The organism is Collinsella sp. AM24-1 (assembly GCF_003470325.1).
Classification (GTDB): domain Bacteria; phylum Actinomycetota; class Coriobacteriia; order Coriobacteriales; family Coriobacteriaceae; genus Collinsella.
This window is the reverse complement of record NZ_QRHM01000014.1, coordinates 1-19,886: the sequence shown is the minus strand read 5'-3', so window position 1 is coordinate 19,886 and position 19,886 is coordinate 1. Positions and strand designations below refer to the sequence as shown.

Sequence of the window (19,886 nt, the reverse complement as noted above, 5' to 3'; positions counted from 1 at the left end):
CCGGGGTAGCTTAGATCACCGTCACGCGGCCCTGGTTACCCACAATGGCCTTGGCCTCGGCCAGCAGCGGAATCGAACGCGCGTTGACCTTGGCAGGTACCTCGGCACGCAGCACGCGCCCGTCCACCTGCTCGATAAAGATCTCCACGCGGTCGCCGCCCGGGTTAGCGGTGAGCACCGTGGCCAGGCGCGCCATATTGCCCTGGCTAAAGCGGCTGTTGGGCACCATGACCTCAAACACCTTGGGCTTGTTGTTCTCCTCGTTGAGCTCGAGCGGCACGATCTCCTGCGCGATGATCTGGTCGCCGCGGTCCGAGCGCTCGAGTTTGCCCTTAATGCGCACAAAGGCATCGGACAGCTGCGCGCCGGTCTCGGGATCGACCTCGCCGTACAGGTACCCCTCGGCCTCTTTATAGGTCTTGGGGAACACGACGACGGTGGCCTCGCCTTCCATGTCCTCGAGCTGCACGATGCCCATGGGGTCACCGTTTTTGGTCACGCGTTTGGACACGCTCGAGACCATGCCGGCCCACCACAGCGCCTTGCCCTCGGGAATCTCCTGGTTGATGGTGCCGCCCGTAGGATTCTGGACTTCGTAGCCGGTATCGATCTGCGAGAACGAGAAGTCGCGCGCCTTGGCTAGTGCATACTCAAACGGGCGCAGCGGGTGGTCCGAGACATAGATGCCCAGAACCTCCTTCTCCTGGCTCAGCTTAAGGTGGCGGTCCCACTCCTGACCATCCGGATCGGGCACGCTCACCTCAAAGCCCGAGCCCTCAACGTCGCCAAACATATCAAAGAACGACGTCTGACCGCTCGCGCGATCCTTCTGGCGCTTCACCGCGGCATCGATGATGTTCTCGGGGTTGTTCTTATCCACAAAGTGCATCATCTGGCGACGCGGATACCCCGTGGAGTCGAAGGCGCCTGCCTTGATGAGCGATTCGATCACGCGGCGGTTGGCCTGGCTCGAGTCCACGCGCTCGACAAAGTCGTGCAGCGTCTTAAACGGGCCGCCCGCCTCGCGCTCGGCGATAATCGCCTGCGCCACGCCGGTGCCCACGCCGCGGATGCCGGCCAGACCAAAGCGCACGCCCTCCTTGGTAGCCGTGAACTCGGTACCGGACTCGTTGACATCTGGCGACAGCACGGGGATGCCGTCGTGACGGCATGCCGAGACGTAGTGCACGATCTTGTCGGTCTTGCCCGTATAGGACGTCAGAACGGCCGCCATGTACTCGTGCGGATAGTGCGCCTTGAGCCACGCCGTCTGCATAACCAAGATGGCGTAGCCGGCGGAGTGCGACTTGTTGAAGGCGTAGGACGCGAACTCGAGAACATCGTCCCAAATCTTCTGGGCGACCTCGCGCGTATAGTTGTTCTTGATGGCGCCGTTCATCCAGTGGTCGTAGGTGGTCTCGTCGGAGCCATCCTCCCAGTGGAGCACCGTCGACGTGAGCAGCTTGATTTTCTTCTTAGCCACGGGCTTACGGATACGCGAGTCCGATTCGCCCTTGGAGAAGCCGCACATCTCGACGGAGATGAGCATAACCTGCTCCTGGTAGACCATGGTGCCGTAGGTTTCGCCCAGGATGTCGTCCAGGCGGTCGTCGTAGGAGACCGCCGGCTCCTTGCCGTTCATACGGTTGATGTAGGACGAAACCATGCCGGCGCCCAGCGGGCCCGGGCGGTACAGGGCGATCAATGCTACGACGTGCTTGTACTCGGTGGGCTTCATGTTCTTGATCGTGGCCGTCATGCCGGCGGACTCGACTTGGAAGACGCCGGCGGTGTGGCCGGAACCCATGAGCTTAAAGATCTCGGGATCGTCAAAGGGAATCTCTTCCTCTTTGATGTCGATGCCGAAGTTCTTTTTGATGTTTGCCTTGGCCTTGGAGATAACAGTCAGCGTGCGCAGGCCCAAGAAGTCCATCTTGAGCAAGCCCATGTCGGCAACGGTATGGCCCTCGTACTGGGTAATCTCGACGCCGCCCTTGGTGTCGAGCTTGGTGGGCACGTGCTCGTTGACGGGGTCGCGGCAGATCAGAACGGCGCACGCATGCACGCCCTCGCCACGGGTGAGGCCCTCGATTGAGAGCGCCGTGTCGATGATGCGGCGGGCGTCGTCGTCCTTTTTATATGCCTCGGCAAAATCGGGGTTAAACAGGTCCTCTTTGCCGGGTTGCTTTTCGAGCACCTGCTTGAGCTTGACCTTGGGGTCGCTCGAGACCATCTTGGACAGACGCTGGCCCATGTAGACCGGGTAGTCCAGGACGCGAGCGGCGTCGTTGATGGCCTGCTTGGCCTTAATGGTCGAGTAGGTGATGACGTGGGTGACCTTCTCGGGGCCGTAGAGCTGGCGAACGTGCTCCACGACCTCGAGGCGCCGCTCATCGTCGAAGTCCATATCGATATCGGGCATCTCGGTACGCTGCGGGGACAGGAACCTCTCGAACATCAGACCGTTCTCGAGCGGGTCGAACGCGGTGATGTTCATGGCGTAGGCGACGATAGCGCCGGCGGCCGAGCCACGGCCGGGGCCGACGCCGATGCCGTTGTCCTTGGCCCATTGCACGTACTCGGCAACAATCAAGAAGTAGGCGGCAAAGCCCTTGTCGCAGATGACTTTGTATTCGTACTCAAAGCGCTCTTTGATGTTGACGCCACCAATCTCGCGCGTGGCCCAGTCGTCGCCGTAGTGCTGGCGCAGGCCCTTCTCGCACTCGCGGCGGAACTGGCTCTCGTGCGTCTCGCCGGGATCGAGCAGCGGGAAGCGCGGCAGGATGATGGAGTCCCAGTCCAGCTCAACGTAGCACTTGTCGGCGATCTCGAGCGTGTTGTCGCAGGCCTCGGGGCAATACGGGAACATCGCCCGCATCTCCTCCTCGGTCTTCATGTAAAACTCCGAGCCAGTCATGCGCATGCGGTTAGGGTCGTCGACCTTGGCGTTCATGCCAATGCACATGATGACGTCCTGCACGGGCGCGTCCTCGCGGCGCAGGTAGTGGAAGTCGTTGGTGGCGATGACCTTGACGCCCACCTGCTTGGCGATATCGATGAGCGTACGGTCCATCTGCTCGTCGGTCAGACCATTGTCGGTAGTGATGCCGTGTTCCTGGATCTCGATGTAAAAGTCGCCGGGTTCGAAGGTATCGCGGAAGGTCTCGGCCCACTTGATGGCGCCCTCCATGTCACCGCGGTCGATGTATTTGGGGATGATGCCCGCGATGCAGGCGCTCGTGCAGATCATGCCCTTGGCGTGGCGGCGCAGGTTGTCGAGCGTCACGCGCGGCTTATAGTAAAAGCCCTGCACGGCGGCCTCGGAGACCGTCTGCATCAGGTTGACGTATCCCTCCTGGTCCTTGGCCAGAAGGATCATGTGGTAGAGCTCGGGCTTATGGTCGCGGGCAAGCGTCTCGTCCGGCGTAAAGTAGACCTCGCAGCCAAAGATGGGCTTGATGACCAGAGGCGGCTTGAGCTCGTCGATGTTGCCCTTCTCGTCCCACATGGCCATGTCCTTCACATACTGGGCATGCTCGCGCGGGCTGGACTCGGGATCGGGCTCCACCAGCTCGTCGCGGCGGTCCTTTTCCAAGAAGGCCTTGTCGTGGCTCCAGGTTTTGTACTCGGGCGTGTTGTGGTTGACGGCGTCGCAGGCCAGCGCCAGGTCGGGTACGCCATACATGTAGCCGTGGTCGGTAATGGCCACGGCGGGCATGCCCAGCTCAACGGCACGATTGACCATATCCTGGATACGGGTTGCGCCGTCGAGCATGGAGAAAACAGTGTGATTGTGCAGATGGACGAATGCCATGTGATGAGCTCCGATGCGGGTTCGTGTTCTGACTGAACGATTTTACCCCACGGCACGGACAGCGCCCGAACCTAGCCAAACCCACACGGCTCCTATTGAGTTGCGGTGAAATGCGGACTGTTTGGCGGCTTTTTTGGCCAAAACAGTCCGTATTCCACCGCAAGTTATTGAGGGCTAGAAGTTGTAGGTGACTACTTGAGGTTCGGCGGGGTCGACGAAGATGGCTGGATTCGCCTGCTCCACGCGGACGAACTTGACGGTCACGGCCTCAAAGCCCGCCTTGTGCAACACATCGGCGTAGACGCGCGCCTGCAGGGCGTGCTTCTCCTGCAGCTGTTCCGGCGTCTCGTCCGGTGTGCCGCCCGTCTTGTAGTCGATGACCAGCGCGCGTGACGAATCCGCCGGGTTCGTCGCCAAAGCGTCGATGGCGCCCTCGGCATATGCACCATAGCGAGCGATGTCCTCGTCCTCGCAGCCCAGCGAAAAGAACGGCACCTCGGCGCGAACGCACGGCCACGCGAGCAGGTCGGCACGAACAGCCGACTTGAGCCAGCGGTCCAGAGCAACGTCGAAGCGTTCGCGCTGCTCCGGCGTCAGGTGCCACAGACGCGCCAGTGCATCGGCACGCTCAGCGGGCAGCGCATCGGCACCCATCTCGATCAGCCACTGGCAGGCAGCATGGAAGGCCGAGCCCAGCGCCATGGGATTGCCGGTGGGCTCGACAGCAGCCACGTCCGTATCCGTCATCTCCGAGCCATCCGACTCCGCATCATCGCCAGCCTCGTCCATGGGAACACGCGTCTCGGCGGCACGGTCCTCGGCCTCGGCATGGAGCGCCGCGGCGATCGACGAATAGCTGTACGAATCACGCGCCGGATACGAGCAGGTGCCCATGCGCACGCCCACCGTCTGGGGATACACGAGCTCAAACGAATCGGGCTCGGGGTCGGCGGGGCCGGGCGCGACCGGGCGATCGGCGGCAGCATCGGCACCCTCCGCCTCCGCATCACCGCGAACGAGCCTACCCTCGGCATCCAGTGAAGCGTTGGCCTCAAACGCCTGCTCGCCAAACGTAAAGTCCGCCAGCGAGATAAGCTCGTAGTCGCCCGGCTTGGAGTTGTCGAACACCAGGCGGTCGGCATCGAGCTGCGGCATGTCCAAGCCGTCCGTCGGCAGAATACGGCGCAGCACGTCGTAAGTCAGATCGGTCTCGACGTCGAAGGTCGGCGCGCACAGCTTGCCGCGGCTCACGCCGGCATCCATCGCCAAGATCACCAGCTCACGCGCTCGCGTCATGGCGACATAGAGCAAACGAGCCCGCTCCTCGAGCGAAAGCTGCAGGTCGTCGTTGCGCAGGCGAGCAAATGCCTCGGCGGGAGAACCCGTCGCACAGACGTCCTCCATGAGCTCCGGCGGCAGCCACAGCGACGTACCCTTGCCCTTAAACGCATGCTCAAACTGCTTTTTGACGTCGTCGCCCTTCACGAACGTGCCGTCCGCGAGTTTAACGCCGTCGAAGCGTGCCGGCAGCGCCAGGACCTGCGCTCCGCCCTCGACACGCCCCATCTGAGCCGCACCGGACGATTTGCGCACGCCAAAACACTCGGCAACCGCCACGACCGGATACTCCAGACCCTTGGACGCATGCACCGTCATGATGCGCACCGCGCCGTCGCCCTCCTCGTTGAGCGCGCCCGGGGCCTCCTTGCCCGCCAAGAAGCGGTCGAAGGCGAGCGCGATGGAGCGCGGAGAATTGCCGAGCTCGGCCTCTGCCTCGGCCACGGCGTCGAGCGCCTTGAGCACGTTGGCGGCGATGGCCTTGCCCTCGGGGCCACGCTGCGCCAGACGCACGAACCAGCCGGAGGCATTGACCACGTCGCGCGCGATGGCGGCGAACGAATCGCGTCCCACGCGACGAAGCGCGTAGCGCAGCACCTCGCGGGCGCGCGTTACGAGCGGCAAGCCCTGCAAACCCGGCACATCGGAATCGCTCATGATGCCCGCATCGATGTTGCGACGCGACGTCTCGCCCGTTTGCTCGTCGAGTTTGGTCGCCAGCGCCAGGAACTCCTGGGCGCCGAGTGCAAACATCGGCGAGGCCAGCAGTGGCATAAAACCCTGCGCCGTATCGGCCGGATTGGCAAGCGCGCACACCAGGGCGCGCACCGTCTGCACCTCGGCAGCTTGGGCAAAGACTGAGCCGCCCGCGATGACGCAGTCGAGCCCCTGGTCGCGAAACGCCTGTGCGTAGACATCGGCATTGGTCATGCGCCCCAGCAGCAGTACCATGCTGCCCTGGGGCTGTTTTTTATCGGCAAGCGCGCGGAAACGTTCGGCAATCGCACGAGCTTTCGCCTGCGTTCGCTCCTGTGTGCTGCCACCGGCAACGAAGACCGCCTGGCGGCGCGATGCCTTTGCCTTGAGCTTGTCCTTGCGTTTGTCGCTCGGTTCAAGATCCAAGAACCCCTGCATCAAACCACCGGTGTCGCCGTCAAAGACGCGTGCCACATAGCGCAGCACCTCGTCGTGGCTGCGGAAGTTGCGCACAAGTTTGACGAGCTCGCCGGCGGGGGCATCGGATGCGGCAGCCGTCTCGGGCGCAGCAGAGGAGCCCACTTTGCGCTCCTGGCGGCGGAAGACCTCAACCTCGGCGCCACGGAAGCGGTAGATCGACTGCTGCGCATCGCCCACGGTACACAGCGCACGCTCACCCGCGCCGGTCAGGTAACGGATCAGGTCAACCTGCATCTGGTCGGTATCCTGGAACTCATCGATCATGACCATCTTAAAGCGGCCCTCATAGGCTGCTCGAATAGCCGGGTAGTCGCGCAGCGCCTCGTACGCCATGCGCAGCAGGTCGTTGTTATCGAGGGCAGACTGGCCGGCCTTCAGTGCGCGGTACTCAGCCTCTACAGAGCGGGCCAAGTCCACCAGTGCATCGAGCGCCGGGCCACCGCAGGCAAGCACGATATTGATAAATGCATCGGCGGCCTCGGCCTTGAGCAGCTCGACCTGCTCCTTGGGGAACGCCTTGCTCGCCCGCGGCATGGTGCACGACATCATGAGCCGCGCCGCATCCTCCATGGTTTTACCGCTCGCCTCAAACGCGTCGATGGCGTCGAGTGCCACTTGTGCCTTCTCGGTCGCGGCCTTGCTCGCACCCAACGCCGCGCGATAGGCGTCGGCAAGCGCCGAAGTGTCAGCCTGGCCGCGCGCCACGCACACATCGTCCATGCCGCCCGGCAACTGGCTCGAGAGCTCCAGCAGGTCGCGTACCAGACCCTTGATGGTCGTGCCGGCGCCAAAGGGGCCGCCCTCGCCCGCCATGGGATACCAGGCGTAGAGGGCCTTGAGCGATGCCGCGAGCTCGGGGGCGGCATCGGGTGCCGTCGCGCGACCCAGCACATGCTCAACAGCCTGGTCCATAAGCTCGTCGGTATCGATGAGCACCGTGAACTCGGGATCGATGCCCAGCTCCAACGCGTGCGCGCGCAGGATACGCGAGCACATGCCGTGAATGGTCGAGATCCATGCGTCGTCGACGGTCAGGGCCTCCTCGTCCATGCCCTCGTCGATGAGCGCGCGGCGCACGCGGTCACGGATCTCGGCCGCGGCATCTTTGGTAAAGGTAATGGCGAGCACCTGGTCCAGATGCTCAACGAACGGACCGGATTCGGGCGAGAGCGCGTAGACGATGCGGCGCGTGAGGGTAAAGGTCTTGCCCGAACCGGCGCCCGCCGAGACAAACAGCGGACGGTCGAGCGTCTTGACGATCTGCAGCTGTTGCGGCATCAAGGTCGAAAGATCCATGGTCTACACGTCCCTCCTTACAAACGTTCCTTCATGGTTATACGAGCAGCGCGCATGCGCGGCCTGCGTCGACGCCGGGTCGACAGCAGCCACGTTGCCCGCCTCGAGTTCGCGCAGGCGCTCGGCGATACCGGTCTCCACGCGATCGAGCAGCGCATCGAAGTCCATGTTGCCGCCCTCGCCGGGAAAGCCCTTCTTAAGCCCCGGGATGCGACCGTCGCCGCGCTCTTCCTCGAGCAGCTCAGCGCTCGCGGCACCGCGCAACGCCGGCTTGCCGCCCTTGGTCGAAAAGTAGAGCGCCGCGCGGGTGTCCAAATCCAGCGCCCGGCGCATGGCCTGGGCGTAGATGAGCGTTTGGGTATGTGGCGGTAGCCACCGCGGGTCGTCGATGGCAGCCTCACCCGATTCCTCGTCGCGCACCGTAGGGTCGGCGAGTTTAAACTCCTCAACGCCCGTGCGATGCTTGTAGTCGATTACCACGGCGCGATTCTCGGCGTCCACGTCCACACGGTCGATGCGCCCGCCAAGCGGCCAGCCGGCATACTCAACGTTAAGATCGTTAAAGGCAAACTCCAGGTAGCGCGGAGCAAAGGGGGCCAGCGCCTCGGCTTCATAGGCAAGCACGCCCTCCAGCTGCGGCAGAATCTCGGCCACCTGGCGCTCCTCCACCGGAGAGAGCGGCACGAGCGGGCCCTCGTTGCCACGCTTGGAGGCATGCTCGGCCAAGGTCTCGTCAAAGACCTCGCGCAGCAGCTCCTGAGCACGTGGCAGATTCTCGGGCGTCACGCGTTCCATGCCCTCCTGGGGCAGACGGGCGTGCAGGTGCTCCAACACGTCGTGGACAAAGTTGCCCTTCTCCATATTGCCAAAGCCGGCGTCAATCGACTGGGGCTTCACGCGGTACGAGACGAACCAGCATAGTGGGCAGGTCGAATAGGCCTCGATCTGCGAGGCAGACGTCAGGCGCGGCACCAGCGGTGCATCCTCGCCCTCGCCATCGCGACGGCGCAGGACCAGATACGGAATGGCTTCATCGCTCAGATGCTGAGGAGCTTCGCAGGTCACGCGCTCGCGCCTAAGACCTTCGCCTGCAGCGGGATCAAAGTCGGCGATGATATCGCCCTCGCCCACGCGCGTGGGTTTGGCAGCGCCAGCGGTATCGGCATGCGCCCGCAGCTCGGTCCATACGGCTGCCGGGTAGCACTCGCGTGCCTGGCGATCGTGCGTCACGCGGGCGAGCGCAACCGGACCGCTCGCCGCCTGCATTGCACGGCCAAAGCGCACGCGCAGCAGGGCGGCGGGCTCCAAAGACACGCCGTCGCGACGCAGTTCGGCCGTCAACGTGGCAAGCGGGCCCTCTTCGTGCGAAAGCGGGTAGCTGTCCAGGTCGACATCGGCAAACAACACGGCATCGTAGCCGCCAGGACGCAGGACCGACGCATCGGCAAGCGACGCAAAGCGTACTTGCGCCCGTGGCGGGCGATCGACCTCGTAGGTCGCGTAATCGTACGCGGTACTGCGCTTGTCCACCTTGGTTCGAACGCCGTCGAGAACCGGTACGGTCGCGGCCTGCGACACGTCGAGCGCGCGAGCATCGTTCATAAGGATGTCGATGGCATGGCGCAGCAGAGCCGTCTCCGCCTGGCGACGGGCCTGGCCGTCAAGGCCGCCTAGAGCGCGATCGGACAGCGCCTCGGCAACGGCGAGCATGGCCTTGAGCGCCGTCACGGGTTTGTCGCGCCACAGCGCCTGAAACACGTCCGAGACCACGCACGGCACGTTCTTAAACCAGTTTTCGTCGCTGGCGGCCTTGCGGGCGCCCCTCACCTGGCCCTGTACGCTCTGCAGCAGACTCTTGACGCCCGCCGCGGTCTTGCTGCGCGACAGGCGCATGTTCTTGTCGAAGCCGCGGGCGCTCGCGGCGTCGGCACCCGAAAGCGGACTGTAAATCCAGTCGGTAAGCTCTGGAGCGGGCCACCACTCGGTCTTGGAAGCGGCGCCCTCGTCGGCGGCCTTCATACGCTCAATCAGGTTGGCGAGCGCCGTAAACTGCCTGCCCGCTATGGACTGGGAAAACGCCGTGAACTCAGTCGTCTCGGCCGCAATGTGGCGCGCCGCCAAACGGGTAGCGAGTTCGCCGAACAGCTGGGGCGCCCGGGCGGAAACCACGAGCACGCGCGCGGGGTCGGCGTTCGTCGCGACGCCGTCGCACGACACGGACTCCTCGCATGCCGCGACCAGGTTCTCGAGAGCATCCACATAAGCGCGGGCGCGGGCATGGGGGCCGGCCACCTCTATAAAAATAGGCTGGGCAGCAGGCGCAGAAGCGGTCTCGGACGCGCCAGCGTTCTCCCCCAACGGGGCGACCTCAAACAGCACACCGCGGGCATCAAAGGCGGCAGCCAAATCCTCACGCATCGCCGCCTGCTCGCAAGCGAGCAGCACGACAACCTCTCCCCCATTGTTCGCCACGGCCGACAACAGCTCGAGCAGGCCATGCGTAAACGACGTGACACCACGCACGCAGACGGCGCGGGCGCACCCCGGCAGGTTGTTCGCCAGGGCTTCTGTCATCATATCGGCGGCTTCGCAGGGCTCGACCATGTCTCGACGGTCCAAGCCGCTCGCATAGGCGCTCAACAGCTCGAACACGCGGGCCTCGGCGTCGCTTTTGGGCTCGGGCTGAGTGGCGGCATTGCGGCGGCGCTCGTCGCCCGTCCCCGCCACGCCCGGCAACACGTCGCGGGCCATTCGCGCAAGCATGCGTACCGTGCCCTGACTGCGCGAGAGCGGCTGCAGGGCAGCGTCGTCGCGGCGGTCGATCATGTCCGAGAACAGCATCTGGCGCTGAAGGTTATCCACAAAGCTGCGGCCATCGCCCATAAGCTCCCACAGCGAGCGGAGCCACGATGCAGGCGTCTTGTAGTCGATGCCCAGCGAAGCCCCGACTTCTGCCGCATCATGGCGGCACAGGTCGAGCTCGGCAAATGTTGGCGCCAACAGAACAGCGCGCCCGTGGCGGGCAACCAGGTCGGCCAGCAGCGCCGCCTCGGCATCGCTCAAATCCGTGCCGGCATTAGTGGTATAGATTCGAACAGGCATGGTCCTCCACTCAAACTGTTCGCAATGTTCAACGCATCTATCCTACCCGCCCGCGCGGACAACCTGACCCCAATGCACCAGATCCCCTCGATGATCCGTTTTCCTCCGTCCCCAAGAAATCGATTTCGACACACAAAAACCGCCCCCGAAGGGGCGGCTCCAGCTGATTCGTTTGTTGCCGCTGGCCTACTCGCCATCCTCCAGTTTGATGAGGATCTTGCGATAGCCGCCGTACTCGCCGTTGAGTGCCTTTGAAACGCGGCTCACCGTAGTGGACGAAGCGCCGGTGCGGGCCTGAACCTCAACATAAGGCTCGCCCTCATCCAGATAACGCGCAACCTGCAGACGCTGCGATAGATCGCAGATCTCGCGCGGCGTGCAGATATCGGTCAAAAACGCTTGGATATCCTTCTCGTCATCCAAAAGACTAAATGCGTGGACCAGCTGCTTGACATCAGGCTTGTCAAACATGTTCTCGATATTCATCGATCACCGCCAAACCCGCCAAAAGGCATCGAAGTTGATACTGACATCGGGCATCGTTCGCCCGTTCTATGCAATAGGGCAACGCGTGTGGCTTTTGCCCGTAGCAGTTTAGCACACCACCAAACTAAAGCGACAAAACTCTCTGCCAGCGGCGCATTTTCTAGGACGAACGCCGTTTTGAAACCGAATGCGCACGTAAGCTCCACGAATATCTGAGACAATGGGCGGCCGAACAAGGCGGCACACCCGAGCGGCCGTCCAAGCTGCCGCAGCAAACCGCTTCACGCGACACCGACGCACCCTGCGCAAGAAAGGATTCACACCATGCGCTTTATGCTTAACTGGCTCTTTACCTCGATCGCCATCGCGATTGCCACGTTCCTCGTTCCCGGCATCCAGCCCTTCGGTTTTGCCGAGGCCTGGGTCTGTTTCGCCTTCGTGGGACTGTTCCTGAACATCGTCGATTCGCTCGTCAAGCCGTTCCTGACGGTCATCTCGCTGCCGCTCACGATCATTACGCTGGGTATTTTTCAGCTCGTAGTCAACAGCTTTATGCTCGAGCTGGCCAGCTATCTGTCGGTCAATCTGCTGGGCGCGGGTATCTCCATCGCCAGCTTTGGATCGGCCTTTATGGGCAGCATCCTGGTGTCCATCATGCGCAGCATCCTCGACAGCATCGCCGAGGGCTAAAACGGCCATTCCGGCCGCGCCCGTCTCAACAGCCCAAAACGAAGGCCGCCCATCGCAAAAATGGGCGGCCTTCTTATTTGCCAAGTCTCAAAGGGCGAGAGAATCTGCCATTTCCACCCCGTCCCCAAATGGCAGGTGGGCTAGATCACGTAGTCGTAGCCTTCGTTGGGAGCGACAAGTTGATCAAGCGTCACACCGTCGAGGTAGTCGTTGATGAGCTTGTCCAGGTTCTTCCACACGTCGAGCGTGGGGCACTCGTCAGAGCGCGAACAACCCTTGCAGTCGCCATCCAGGCAGGCGACCGGCGCCAGGCTGCCCTCGGTCAGGCGCAAGATCTCGCCCACCGTGTACTGCTCGGGCGGGCGCGTGAGCACATAGCCGCCGCCCTTGCCGCGCATGCCCGAGAGCATGTTGGCGCGCACGAGCGTAGCCAGAATAGTCTCGAGGTACTTCTCCGAAATCCCCTGGCGCGCCGCGATCTCTTTGAGCGGGATGCGACCGGCCGCCTGATGCTCGGCCAGGTCGACCATAACGCGCAGGGCATATCTGCCCTTTGTGGAAACCAACATATATAGTGCTGCCTTTCGGTCTTTTAGTCCGTTGAAATTCTAGCCGAAAAATTGGCTTTGAAAATACCCGTTCCGGTCAAGATGGTTAATCAACTTGCAATAATCTCCTATTTCCTATTGCATTACTAGGCTTTGGTGTCTACTATGCTTCCCAACAGCTAAACGAACAACCTATAAGGTTTATGGGTTTAGCTGCTAGACACACCGTAAAACCACACGGTATCCAGTCATTTGAACACTTTGGAGGTTCATCATGAGCAAGGTTTACACGTCCATCGATCAGCTTATCGGCCACACCCCGCTCCTGGAGCTCACCCACTTTGAGGCCGATGAGGACCTCAAGGCCCGCGTGCTCGTCAAGCTGGAATACTTCAACCCCGCCGGATCCGTTAAAGACCGCGTCGCCAAGAACATGATTGACGAGGCCGAGAAGGCAGGCAAGCTCGTGCGTGGCGGCGACTACACCATCATCGAGCCCACGAGCGGCAACACCGGCGTCGGCATCGCCTCGGTGGCGGCCGCCCGCGGCTACAAGGTGATCATCACCATGCCCGAGACCATGTCCGTCGAGCGCCGCAAGCTGATGCAGGCATACGGTGCGCAGCTCGTGCTCACCGACGGCTCCAAAGGCATGAAGGGCGCTATCGCCAAGGCCGAAGAGTTGCAGAAGGAGACCCCCAACAGCATCATCGCCGGCCAGTTTGTGAACCCCGCGAACCCGGCCATTCACAAGGCCACGACCGGCCCCGAGATCTGGGACGACACCGACGGCAAGGTCGACATCTTCGTCGCCGGCGTCGGCACCGGCGGCACCGTGACCGGCGTGGGCGAGTTCCTCAAGGAGCAAAACCCCGAGATTCAGGTCGTCGCCGTCGAGCCCGCCACCTCCCCGGTGCTCTCTAAGGGCCAGGCCGGCCCGCACAAGATCCAGGGTATCGGTGCCGGCTTTGTGCCCGACGTCCTCGACACCCAGGTCTACGACGAGATCATCCCCGTCGAGAACGACGACGCCTTTGCCACCGGCCGCGCCGTGGGCCACAAGGAGGGCGTGCTCGTGGGCATTTCGTCCGGCGCCGCCGTGTGGGCCGCACTGCAGCTGGCCAAGCGCCCCGAGAACGAGGGCAAGACCATCGTGGCGCTGCTCGCCGACACCGGCGAGCGCTACCTGTCCACGGCACTCTTCCAGGACTAGAGCTCTCGTTCTTAGAACGAGTCCAAGGCACGCCGGTCTCCCCTCTCTTCTGGCAGCCTGAGCTCATCCCAACAGGGTGTCCCACAGGACGCCCGAACTTGCTACAATGTCTGCGGCGCGGAACCAGCCTCCCGCGCCGCTTTTCTTTTTTGGCCACATGCCACCAAGGAGAACCTCCCCATGCACAACAAGCGCGTGCTCGTCGCCATGAGCGGCGGCGTCGATTCCAGCGTGACCGCGTATCTGCTCAAAAGTCAGGGTTACGAATGTGTCGGTGCCACCATGCGCCTCACCTGCCCCGCGCCCGATCCCACCACGGGCATGAGTAAGGTCGACCGCGACATCGCCGATGCAAAGGCCGTCGCCGAGCGCCTGGGGATACCCCATCACGTGCTCGACTTGCAGCAAACCTTCGACCGCAACGTTGTCGAGCGTTTTATGAACGCCTACCAGGAGGGGCTGACGCCCAATCCGTGTATCATCTGCAACCGCCATATTAAGTTTGGCGCGTTGCTGGATGCGGCGCTGGATATGGGCTGCGACTACATCGCCACAGGCCACTATGCCAAAACGAGCCAGGCGCCCGACGGCACCTGGCAGCTGCATCGCGGCGAGGACCCCAAAAAGGACCAGAGTTACTTTTTGTATTCGCTCACGCAGGAGCGCCTGGCGCACACGATCTTTCCGCTGGCAGGCCTAGACAAAGAGCGCGACGTGCGCCGCATAGCCGCCGAGCAGGGCTTTACCAACGCCCAGAAGGCCGAAAGCGAGGACATCTGCTTTATTCCAGACGGTGACTACGCGGGCTATATCGAGCGCCGTTGCGAACATCCCGCTGCACCGGGCGACATTGTGTGGCGCGACGGCAGCGTGGTCGGGCGCCACAACGGCGCGCTGCGCTACACCATCGGCCAGCGCAAGGGCCTGGGCGTCGCGATGGCGCATCCCGTGTACGTAACGGGTGTCGACGCCGTCAACAACACCGTACATCTGGGCGAGGCAGAGGACCTGACGGCCACGGCGCTCACGGCCAACGACTGGATCTGGAGCGCCCCTGCCGACCGCATGGAGGCCGAGCTGGATGCCGGCGGCATCCGCGTGGGCGCCAAGTACCGCTACCGACAGAAAGACCAGGCAGCGATCCTTACGTGCGACGAAGACGGGCAAATGTTGCTGACCTTTGACGAGCCGCAGCGCGCCATCGCCCCCGGCCAGGCTGTCGTTATATACCGCGGCGACATCGTCCTGGGCGGCGGCACCGTGACCGGCGCACTTAAGTAGCCGCGGGTTTATCGCTGCACGTGTCGAAGTACCTCAACAGCGGCACCAACCTCGATTACGCGACGCTCGAAGCCGCGGCGGATGGCCTCGAGTCGACCCTCCGCCGTGGCCCATTTGCTCTGCGAAAGAATCTCGATCGCCTCATCAACAAATCCGTTGAGCCGCGATGAATCGAACCAATCGAGCAAATCCGCAAGCGCCAGCTGGACGGAAGGGTCGGGCCCAAACGGCTTAGCGGAAAACCCAAACTCCCCAGCTGCGAGCACGGCAGTTGGTACGTTGTACCACAGGCAGTTGCCGCTATCGAACAGCGGAGCAGGTTTTATCTCCAGGGTGTCGACATTGCGGATGATGCCGAAGTTTCGCCAATGGCGATCGCTGTTGGCCAAAAGGGCATCGCAAACGATCATCTGCGACATAGACCTTCTCACGGCAGCCTCGTCTGCTCCATGCTTACCAAGAAAGCGGCAGTACCGGTCGTACGTCGAACTTCCTCGCTGGCCACCAAGGGCGTTCTTAACGTAAACAGCCGGAACATATTCCTCGCGGCCGTCAAGAAAGTCGTCGCACAGACACACAGGGCCATCGAACATGCGCTCAACCGTGTAAGGAACAAACTCCCCCTTGGAAAGCAAGCGACGATGCAGAGCCGTTGCAACCGCCTCGTTAAAGGGCCGTTGGTCGTCCATGCCGCACCCCTTGACCAGAACGCGAACACCGTTGCGAATCATCCACGATTTAGGAAGCTCGCCCTCGGATGTGTTGTCGGGATTTTTAAGACCGATGCCCTCCAGCCAACCCGAACGCCCCTCGGGCGCCGATCGCTCAAAATCATTCTCGAAGTAATTGAGGTTTCGCCATTCGAGCCCGTCGCATTCTGCCGGCCGCAGCCAATAGCAATCCGAAAGCGAGAGGCCCAGGCACTGAACCGGTGCCTCAACGCCGTTGACAATTCCCAGCTCGCGGTAGCGCGAGATAAGCCCGGGGCGAACATCGGGCACCGACCGATGGCTCCACCACACGTTGAGCTCCCGTTTATTCACCGTAGGAGAAGAACTCGAGCACGTGCCAAACGGCATCCTCTGCGCATCGAGCACCTCGGCGATTTCGAAGGGAAACTCACGTGTCGGATCAAATGAGACATGCGCGACCTCATGGTCGGCCGACATCAGCGTAAACTTGCGCCCCACATCGGCCGCAGGACGGCGTCCACGTTTGCGGACCTTTTGATAAGCGAGCGCAGAATCATACTCAACCATCTTCCGTCCGCCCACAATATCGCACGCGAGCGTTCCCGATGCGGCAAGTTGCGATATGCGGGCTTTCGTAACGCCCAACAGGCGGGCGGCATCACCCATAGATAAGTACTCAGATGTATTCATATGCCGCATCACCTCGTTAAGTAATTTACGCGTTTAGTTAACATATTACATACATCATAATACTAAACGACCTAAGGCGAAAAAAGGCCCGAGAAATCGGGCCTTAGCGATTGGTCAGCCGAGTCGCAAACTACTTCCCTAGCGCTGGACGTAGGCGCGGACGAGCTCGTAGGTGTTGCGCACACCGTCGATGTGGCTGCGCTCGTAGTTGTGGCTCGCGTACACGCCGGGGCCGATCAGGCCATGGCGAATGTCGTAGCCGGCCGAGAGCGTGGCCTCGACGTCGGAGCCGTAGTGCGGATACACGTCGATGGCGTAATCGAGCTCCAGCTCGCGCGCGATGTTGGACAGCGTGGTCACCAGGTCGTAGTTGTACGGACCGCCCGAATCCTTGGCGCAAATCGAAACCATGCGCTCGGTGCAACCCAGGTCGTCGCCCACGCAGCCCATGTCCACGCTGATCATCTCGCGCGTGTCGTCCGGCACAAAGGCACCGCCGTGGCCGACCTCCTCGTACACCGTAAAGAGCAGCGATACCTTGCGCGAAAGCGTCACCTCGCCGCCAGCAACGGCGCGGGCCAGGCCCAGCAGAATCGACGCCGACAGCTTGTCATCCAGGAAGCGGCTCTTGATGTAGCCGCTCTCCGTCACCGTGGTACGCGGATCCATAGCGATGATGTCGCCGGTCTGAATACCCAGCTCGAGCACATCGTCCTTGCTGTCAACGTTCTCGTCGAGCAGGATTTCCATGTTCTTCTCGATGGTCTTGACCGGCTCATCGGCCACATGCGCCGAAGGCTCGGTATTGAGGACCACGCCCGTGTAGACATTGCCATCGCGCGTGTAAACGGTGCAGTTCTCGCCATCGGCCGTAGACCACTGGTGCCCGCCGAGCGTCGTGGGGCGCAGGCGACCATTGTCCTTAATGGAGCGTACCATGGCGCCCAGGGTATCGACATGGCTCGCCAGTACGAGCGGCTCGCCCTCGCCGCCAAGCTCAACGAGCACGTTGCCCTTATTGGAACGCTCGGGCCCAAAGCCCATATCGCGCAACGTTTCCATTAGATAGTCAGTAGCCGCACGGGTATAGCCCGTAGGTGAAGCAATCGAGGTAAGCGCCTTCAACTGGTCAGTAATATAGGAGAGCGTAGAATCCATCTTGGACACCAAAGTCACCCTTTCATATCGAATTAAACCCACAGCAACAATACCACCGCGAGCCATCTTTTTACCTAGCGAGATGACCCATCGAGCTCGCCAGGACTGCGCCCGCCACGATAACGAGCCGGCGGCCCCCTGCCGTTAGCCCCACAATCTTTCCGCAGGACGGAGGAAGCCCCCGCCGCACGAAGTGCGCAGCGGGGGCTTCCGACATGTCCGAGGACGATTGTGGGGCTAACGGGCAGGGGCCCGCCGAACCAAGTTAGGCAGCCGGGCAGATCTTCTTGAAGAGCTCGATGACGTCGTCGAGCGTCGCCTCGCGCGGGTTGCCCGGGAAGCAGGCGTCGGCCATGGCGTCCTTGGCCAGAACCTCGATCTCGTCAGCCTTCATGGCCTCGCAGACATGCGGGATGTTCACGTCGGCGGAGAGCTGCTTGACGGCGGCGATGGCGGCATCGGCGGCCTCGTCAGTGCTCATGCCCGTGGTGTCAACGCCCATGGCGACGGCAACCTTGGCCAGGCGCTCGGCGCAAACCGGCTTGTTGAACTCCATGGCGATCGGCAGCAGCATGGCGCAAGCGACGCCGTGCGGGGTGTCGTAGTGAGCGGACAGGGTGTGAGCCATGGCGTGGTCGATGCCCAAGCCGACATTGGAGAAGCCCATGCCGGCGACATACTGGCCAAGAGCCATGCCCTCGCGGCCGGAGCCGGGCTGACCAGACTTGGCCTCGGCAACGGAGTCGCGCAGGTTCTCGCTGATCAGCTTAATGGCCTCGAAGTGGAACATGTCGGAGAGCTCCCAAGCACCCTTGGTGGTGTAGCCCTCGATGGCGTGAGTCAGAGCGTCCATGCCAGTGGAAGCGGTGAGGCCGGCGGGCATGGAGGCCATCATGTCGGGGTCGACGACGGCGACCTCGGGGGCGTCGTTGGTGTCGACGCACACGAACTTACGGACCTTCTCGGGGTCGGTGATGACGTAGTTGATGGTCACCTCGGCAGCAGTACCGGCGGTCGTCGGCACGGCGATGGTGAACACGGCGTGGTTCTTAGTCGGAGCAACGCCCTCGAGGCTGCGGACATCGGCAAACTCGGGGTTGTTGATGATGATGCCGATTGCCTTAGCGGTGTCCATGGAGGAGCCGCCACCGATGGTCACGATAGCGTCAGCCTCGGCGGCCTTGAAGGCCTCGACGCCGTCCTTGACGTTCTGGATGGTGGGATTGGGCTTGATCTCGGAGTAGAGGCTCCAAGCGATGCCAGCGGCGTCGAGCTCGTCGGTCACCTTGGCGGTAACGCCAAACTTGACCAGGTCGGGATCGGAGCAGACGAAGATCTTCTTGTAGCCGCGACGCTGGAGCTCGCCGGGGATCTCCTTGATGGCGCCGGAACCATGATAAGAAATGGTATTGAGAACGAAACGATTAGCCATTGATAGCCTCCCATCGTGTGCAGGGCACCTATTACGCCCCGCGCTGCAAGTTCCATCCTAACGCTTTTGAAACAAAAAATGCATGAGAACGTCAAAAGTGTTAAAGCGTTTCAACATAATAACGGAGCCCCAGTCCTTCCCTCCCGACAGCAGCGAAGGCTAGATTATAGGAGCAATCGCCCAAAGAATACGACCAACTCAGCCTATAAATTGTTTCTGTTTTAGCAATATATGTTTGACAATACGTTTATAAAAGGATACTTTATAAAAAACATCTTAGTTCACTAAATAACATTAGTGAAATGAAAGAGGCGGTAGAGATGTTAGTTCTACCCATAAAGACCCTCTTGGGCCACTACATTTATGATGCCAATCGAAACGAGATACTTGCAGTAAGCAAAGATCTATTCAATTACATCTCAGAAGTCCAAGCAGGAAAAGTTTGCCACGCTTCCTATAAATCAGACCAAGAATTCCAGTTACTACAATCATGTGGCTACTGCTGCGATTCGCCATTGCAGGATATCGCTTATCCATCAATTGACCTTTTGAAAGTTAAGCTGGAAAGAAATATACGGATGCTAACCCTTCAGCTGACTCAATCTTGTAACTTCCGATGTGATTACTGTATCTATTCCGGAAACTCCTCATACAACAGAGCCCACAGTCATAACTCCATGTCCATTTCGACGGCAAAACATGCAATCGAATTCTTTAAGATGCACTCGATCGACAACTCAAACCCGGTCGTTGCATTTTATGGAGGAGAACCTCTCCTTCGATTTAATGAAATTAAGCTAAAATTAGATGCTAAAAATTTGTAATTAAGAAGGAGTGATTACATGAACAAAAATATAAAATATTCTCAAAACTTTTTAACGAGTGAAAAAGTACTCAACCAAATAATAAAACAATTGAATTTAAAAGAAAGGTTGATTTTCAATCTCAACGCAACAGCCTGAACGGGCCC

The 19,886-nt window shown here is 61.2% G+C and carries 11 protein-coding genes and 1 pseudogene; 4 read left to right on the top strand and 8 right to left on the bottom strand.

Annotation, left to right across the window (positions count from 1 at the left end):
- Positions 1–10: 10 nt before the first annotated feature.
- The 4 genes from dnaE to DW661_RS06560 all read right to left on the bottom strand — a co-directional run bounded on the left by dnaE (position 11) and on the right by DW661_RS06560 (position 11,212).
- On the bottom strand, positions 11–3,814 hold the full coding sequence (gene dnaE / locus DW661_RS06575) for a DNA polymerase III subunit alpha (protein ID WP_118935108.1): 3,804 nt from the start codon (positions 3,812–3,814) through the stop codon (positions 11–13).
- Positions 3,815–3,988: 174 nt separating this feature from the next.
- Positions 3,989–7,624 carry a UvrD-helicase domain-containing protein gene (locus DW661_RS06570; RefSeq protein WP_118935106.1) on the bottom strand — a complete coding sequence of 1,212 codons (3,636 nt, stop codon included), beginning with the start codon at positions 7,622–7,624 and terminating at the stop codon, positions 3,989–3,991.
- 3 nt (positions 7,625–7,627) lie between these two features.
- The gene (locus DW661_RS06565) at positions 7,628–10,726 is read right to left on the bottom strand and encodes a PD-(D/E)XK nuclease family protein (protein WP_118935104.1); all 3,099 of its coding nucleotides are present in this window, start codon (positions 10,724–10,726) and stop codon (positions 7,628–7,630) included.
- A 186-nt stretch (positions 10,727–10,912) separates the two neighbouring features.
- Positions 10,913–11,212, bottom strand: a complete 300-nt coding sequence (locus tag DW661_RS06560; protein ID WP_022094855.1) for a YerC/YecD family TrpR-related protein — start codon at positions 11,210–11,212, stop codon at positions 10,913–10,915.
- A gap of 324 nt (positions 11,213–11,536) precedes the next feature.
- On the opposite strand from DW661_RS06560, the gene DW661_RS06555 reads away from it, so the two are divergent.
- On the top strand, positions 11,537–11,902 hold the full coding sequence (locus tag DW661_RS06555; protein ID WP_055250947.1) for a phage holin family protein: 366 nt from the start codon (positions 11,537–11,539) through the stop codon (positions 11,900–11,902).
- A 140-nt stretch (positions 11,903–12,042) separates the two neighbouring features.
- Here DW661_RS06555 and DW661_RS06550 read toward each other — a convergent pair whose 3' ends face one another.
- Positions 12,043–12,471 carry an Rrf2 family transcriptional regulator gene (locus DW661_RS06550; protein WP_118935102.1) on the bottom strand — a complete coding sequence of 143 codons (429 nt, stop codon included), beginning with the start codon at positions 12,469–12,471 and terminating at the stop codon, positions 12,043–12,045.
- Positions 12,472–12,724: 253 nt separating this feature from the next.
- On the opposite strand from DW661_RS06550, the gene cysK reads away from it, so the two are divergent.
- Positions 12,725–13,663 (top strand): cysteine synthase A, encoded by a 939-nt coding sequence (cysK, locus tag DW661_RS06545; RefSeq protein ID WP_089572177.1) that lies wholly within the window; start codon positions 12,725–12,727, stop codon positions 13,661–13,663.
- Positions 13,664–13,720: 57 nt separating this feature from the next.
- A complete protein-coding gene (gene mnmA / locus DW661_RS06540; RefSeq protein ID WP_255413579.1) occupies positions 13,721–14,944 on the top strand; it encodes a tRNA 2-thiouridine(34) synthase MnmA in 1,224 nt (407 codons plus the stop codon).
- Between the two features lie 8 nt (positions 14,945–14,952).
- On the opposite strand, the gene DW661_RS06535 is transcribed toward mnmA, so the two are convergent.
- From DW661_RS06535 to fucO, 3 genes are all read right to left on the bottom strand, one after another.
- The gene (locus DW661_RS06535) at positions 14,953–16,326 is read right to left on the bottom strand and encodes a DNA-binding protein (protein WP_147356436.1); all 1,374 of its coding nucleotides are present in this window, start codon (positions 16,324–16,326) and stop codon (positions 14,953–14,955) included.
- A 138-nt stretch (positions 16,327–16,464) separates the two neighbouring features.
- Complete coding sequence (locus tag DW661_RS06530) at positions 16,465–17,484, bottom strand: M42 family metallopeptidase (RefSeq protein ID WP_117797877.1); 1,020 nt, start codon at positions 17,482–17,484, stop codon at positions 16,465–16,467.
- Positions 17,485–17,749: 265 nt separating this feature from the next.
- Positions 17,750–18,916, bottom strand: coding sequence for a lactaldehyde reductase (gene fucO / locus DW661_RS06525; RefSeq protein ID WP_022094861.1), 1,167 nt, complete (start codon positions 18,914–18,916; stop codon positions 17,750–17,752).
- Positions 18,917–19,758: 842 nt separating this feature from the next.
- Here fucO and DW661_RS06515 point away from each other — a divergent pair.
- Positions 19,759–19,845 (top strand): annotated as a pseudogene (locus DW661_RS06515) (rRNA adenine N-6-methyltransferase family protein); the annotation flags it as partial.
- Positions 19,846–19,886 lie beyond the last annotated feature (41 nt).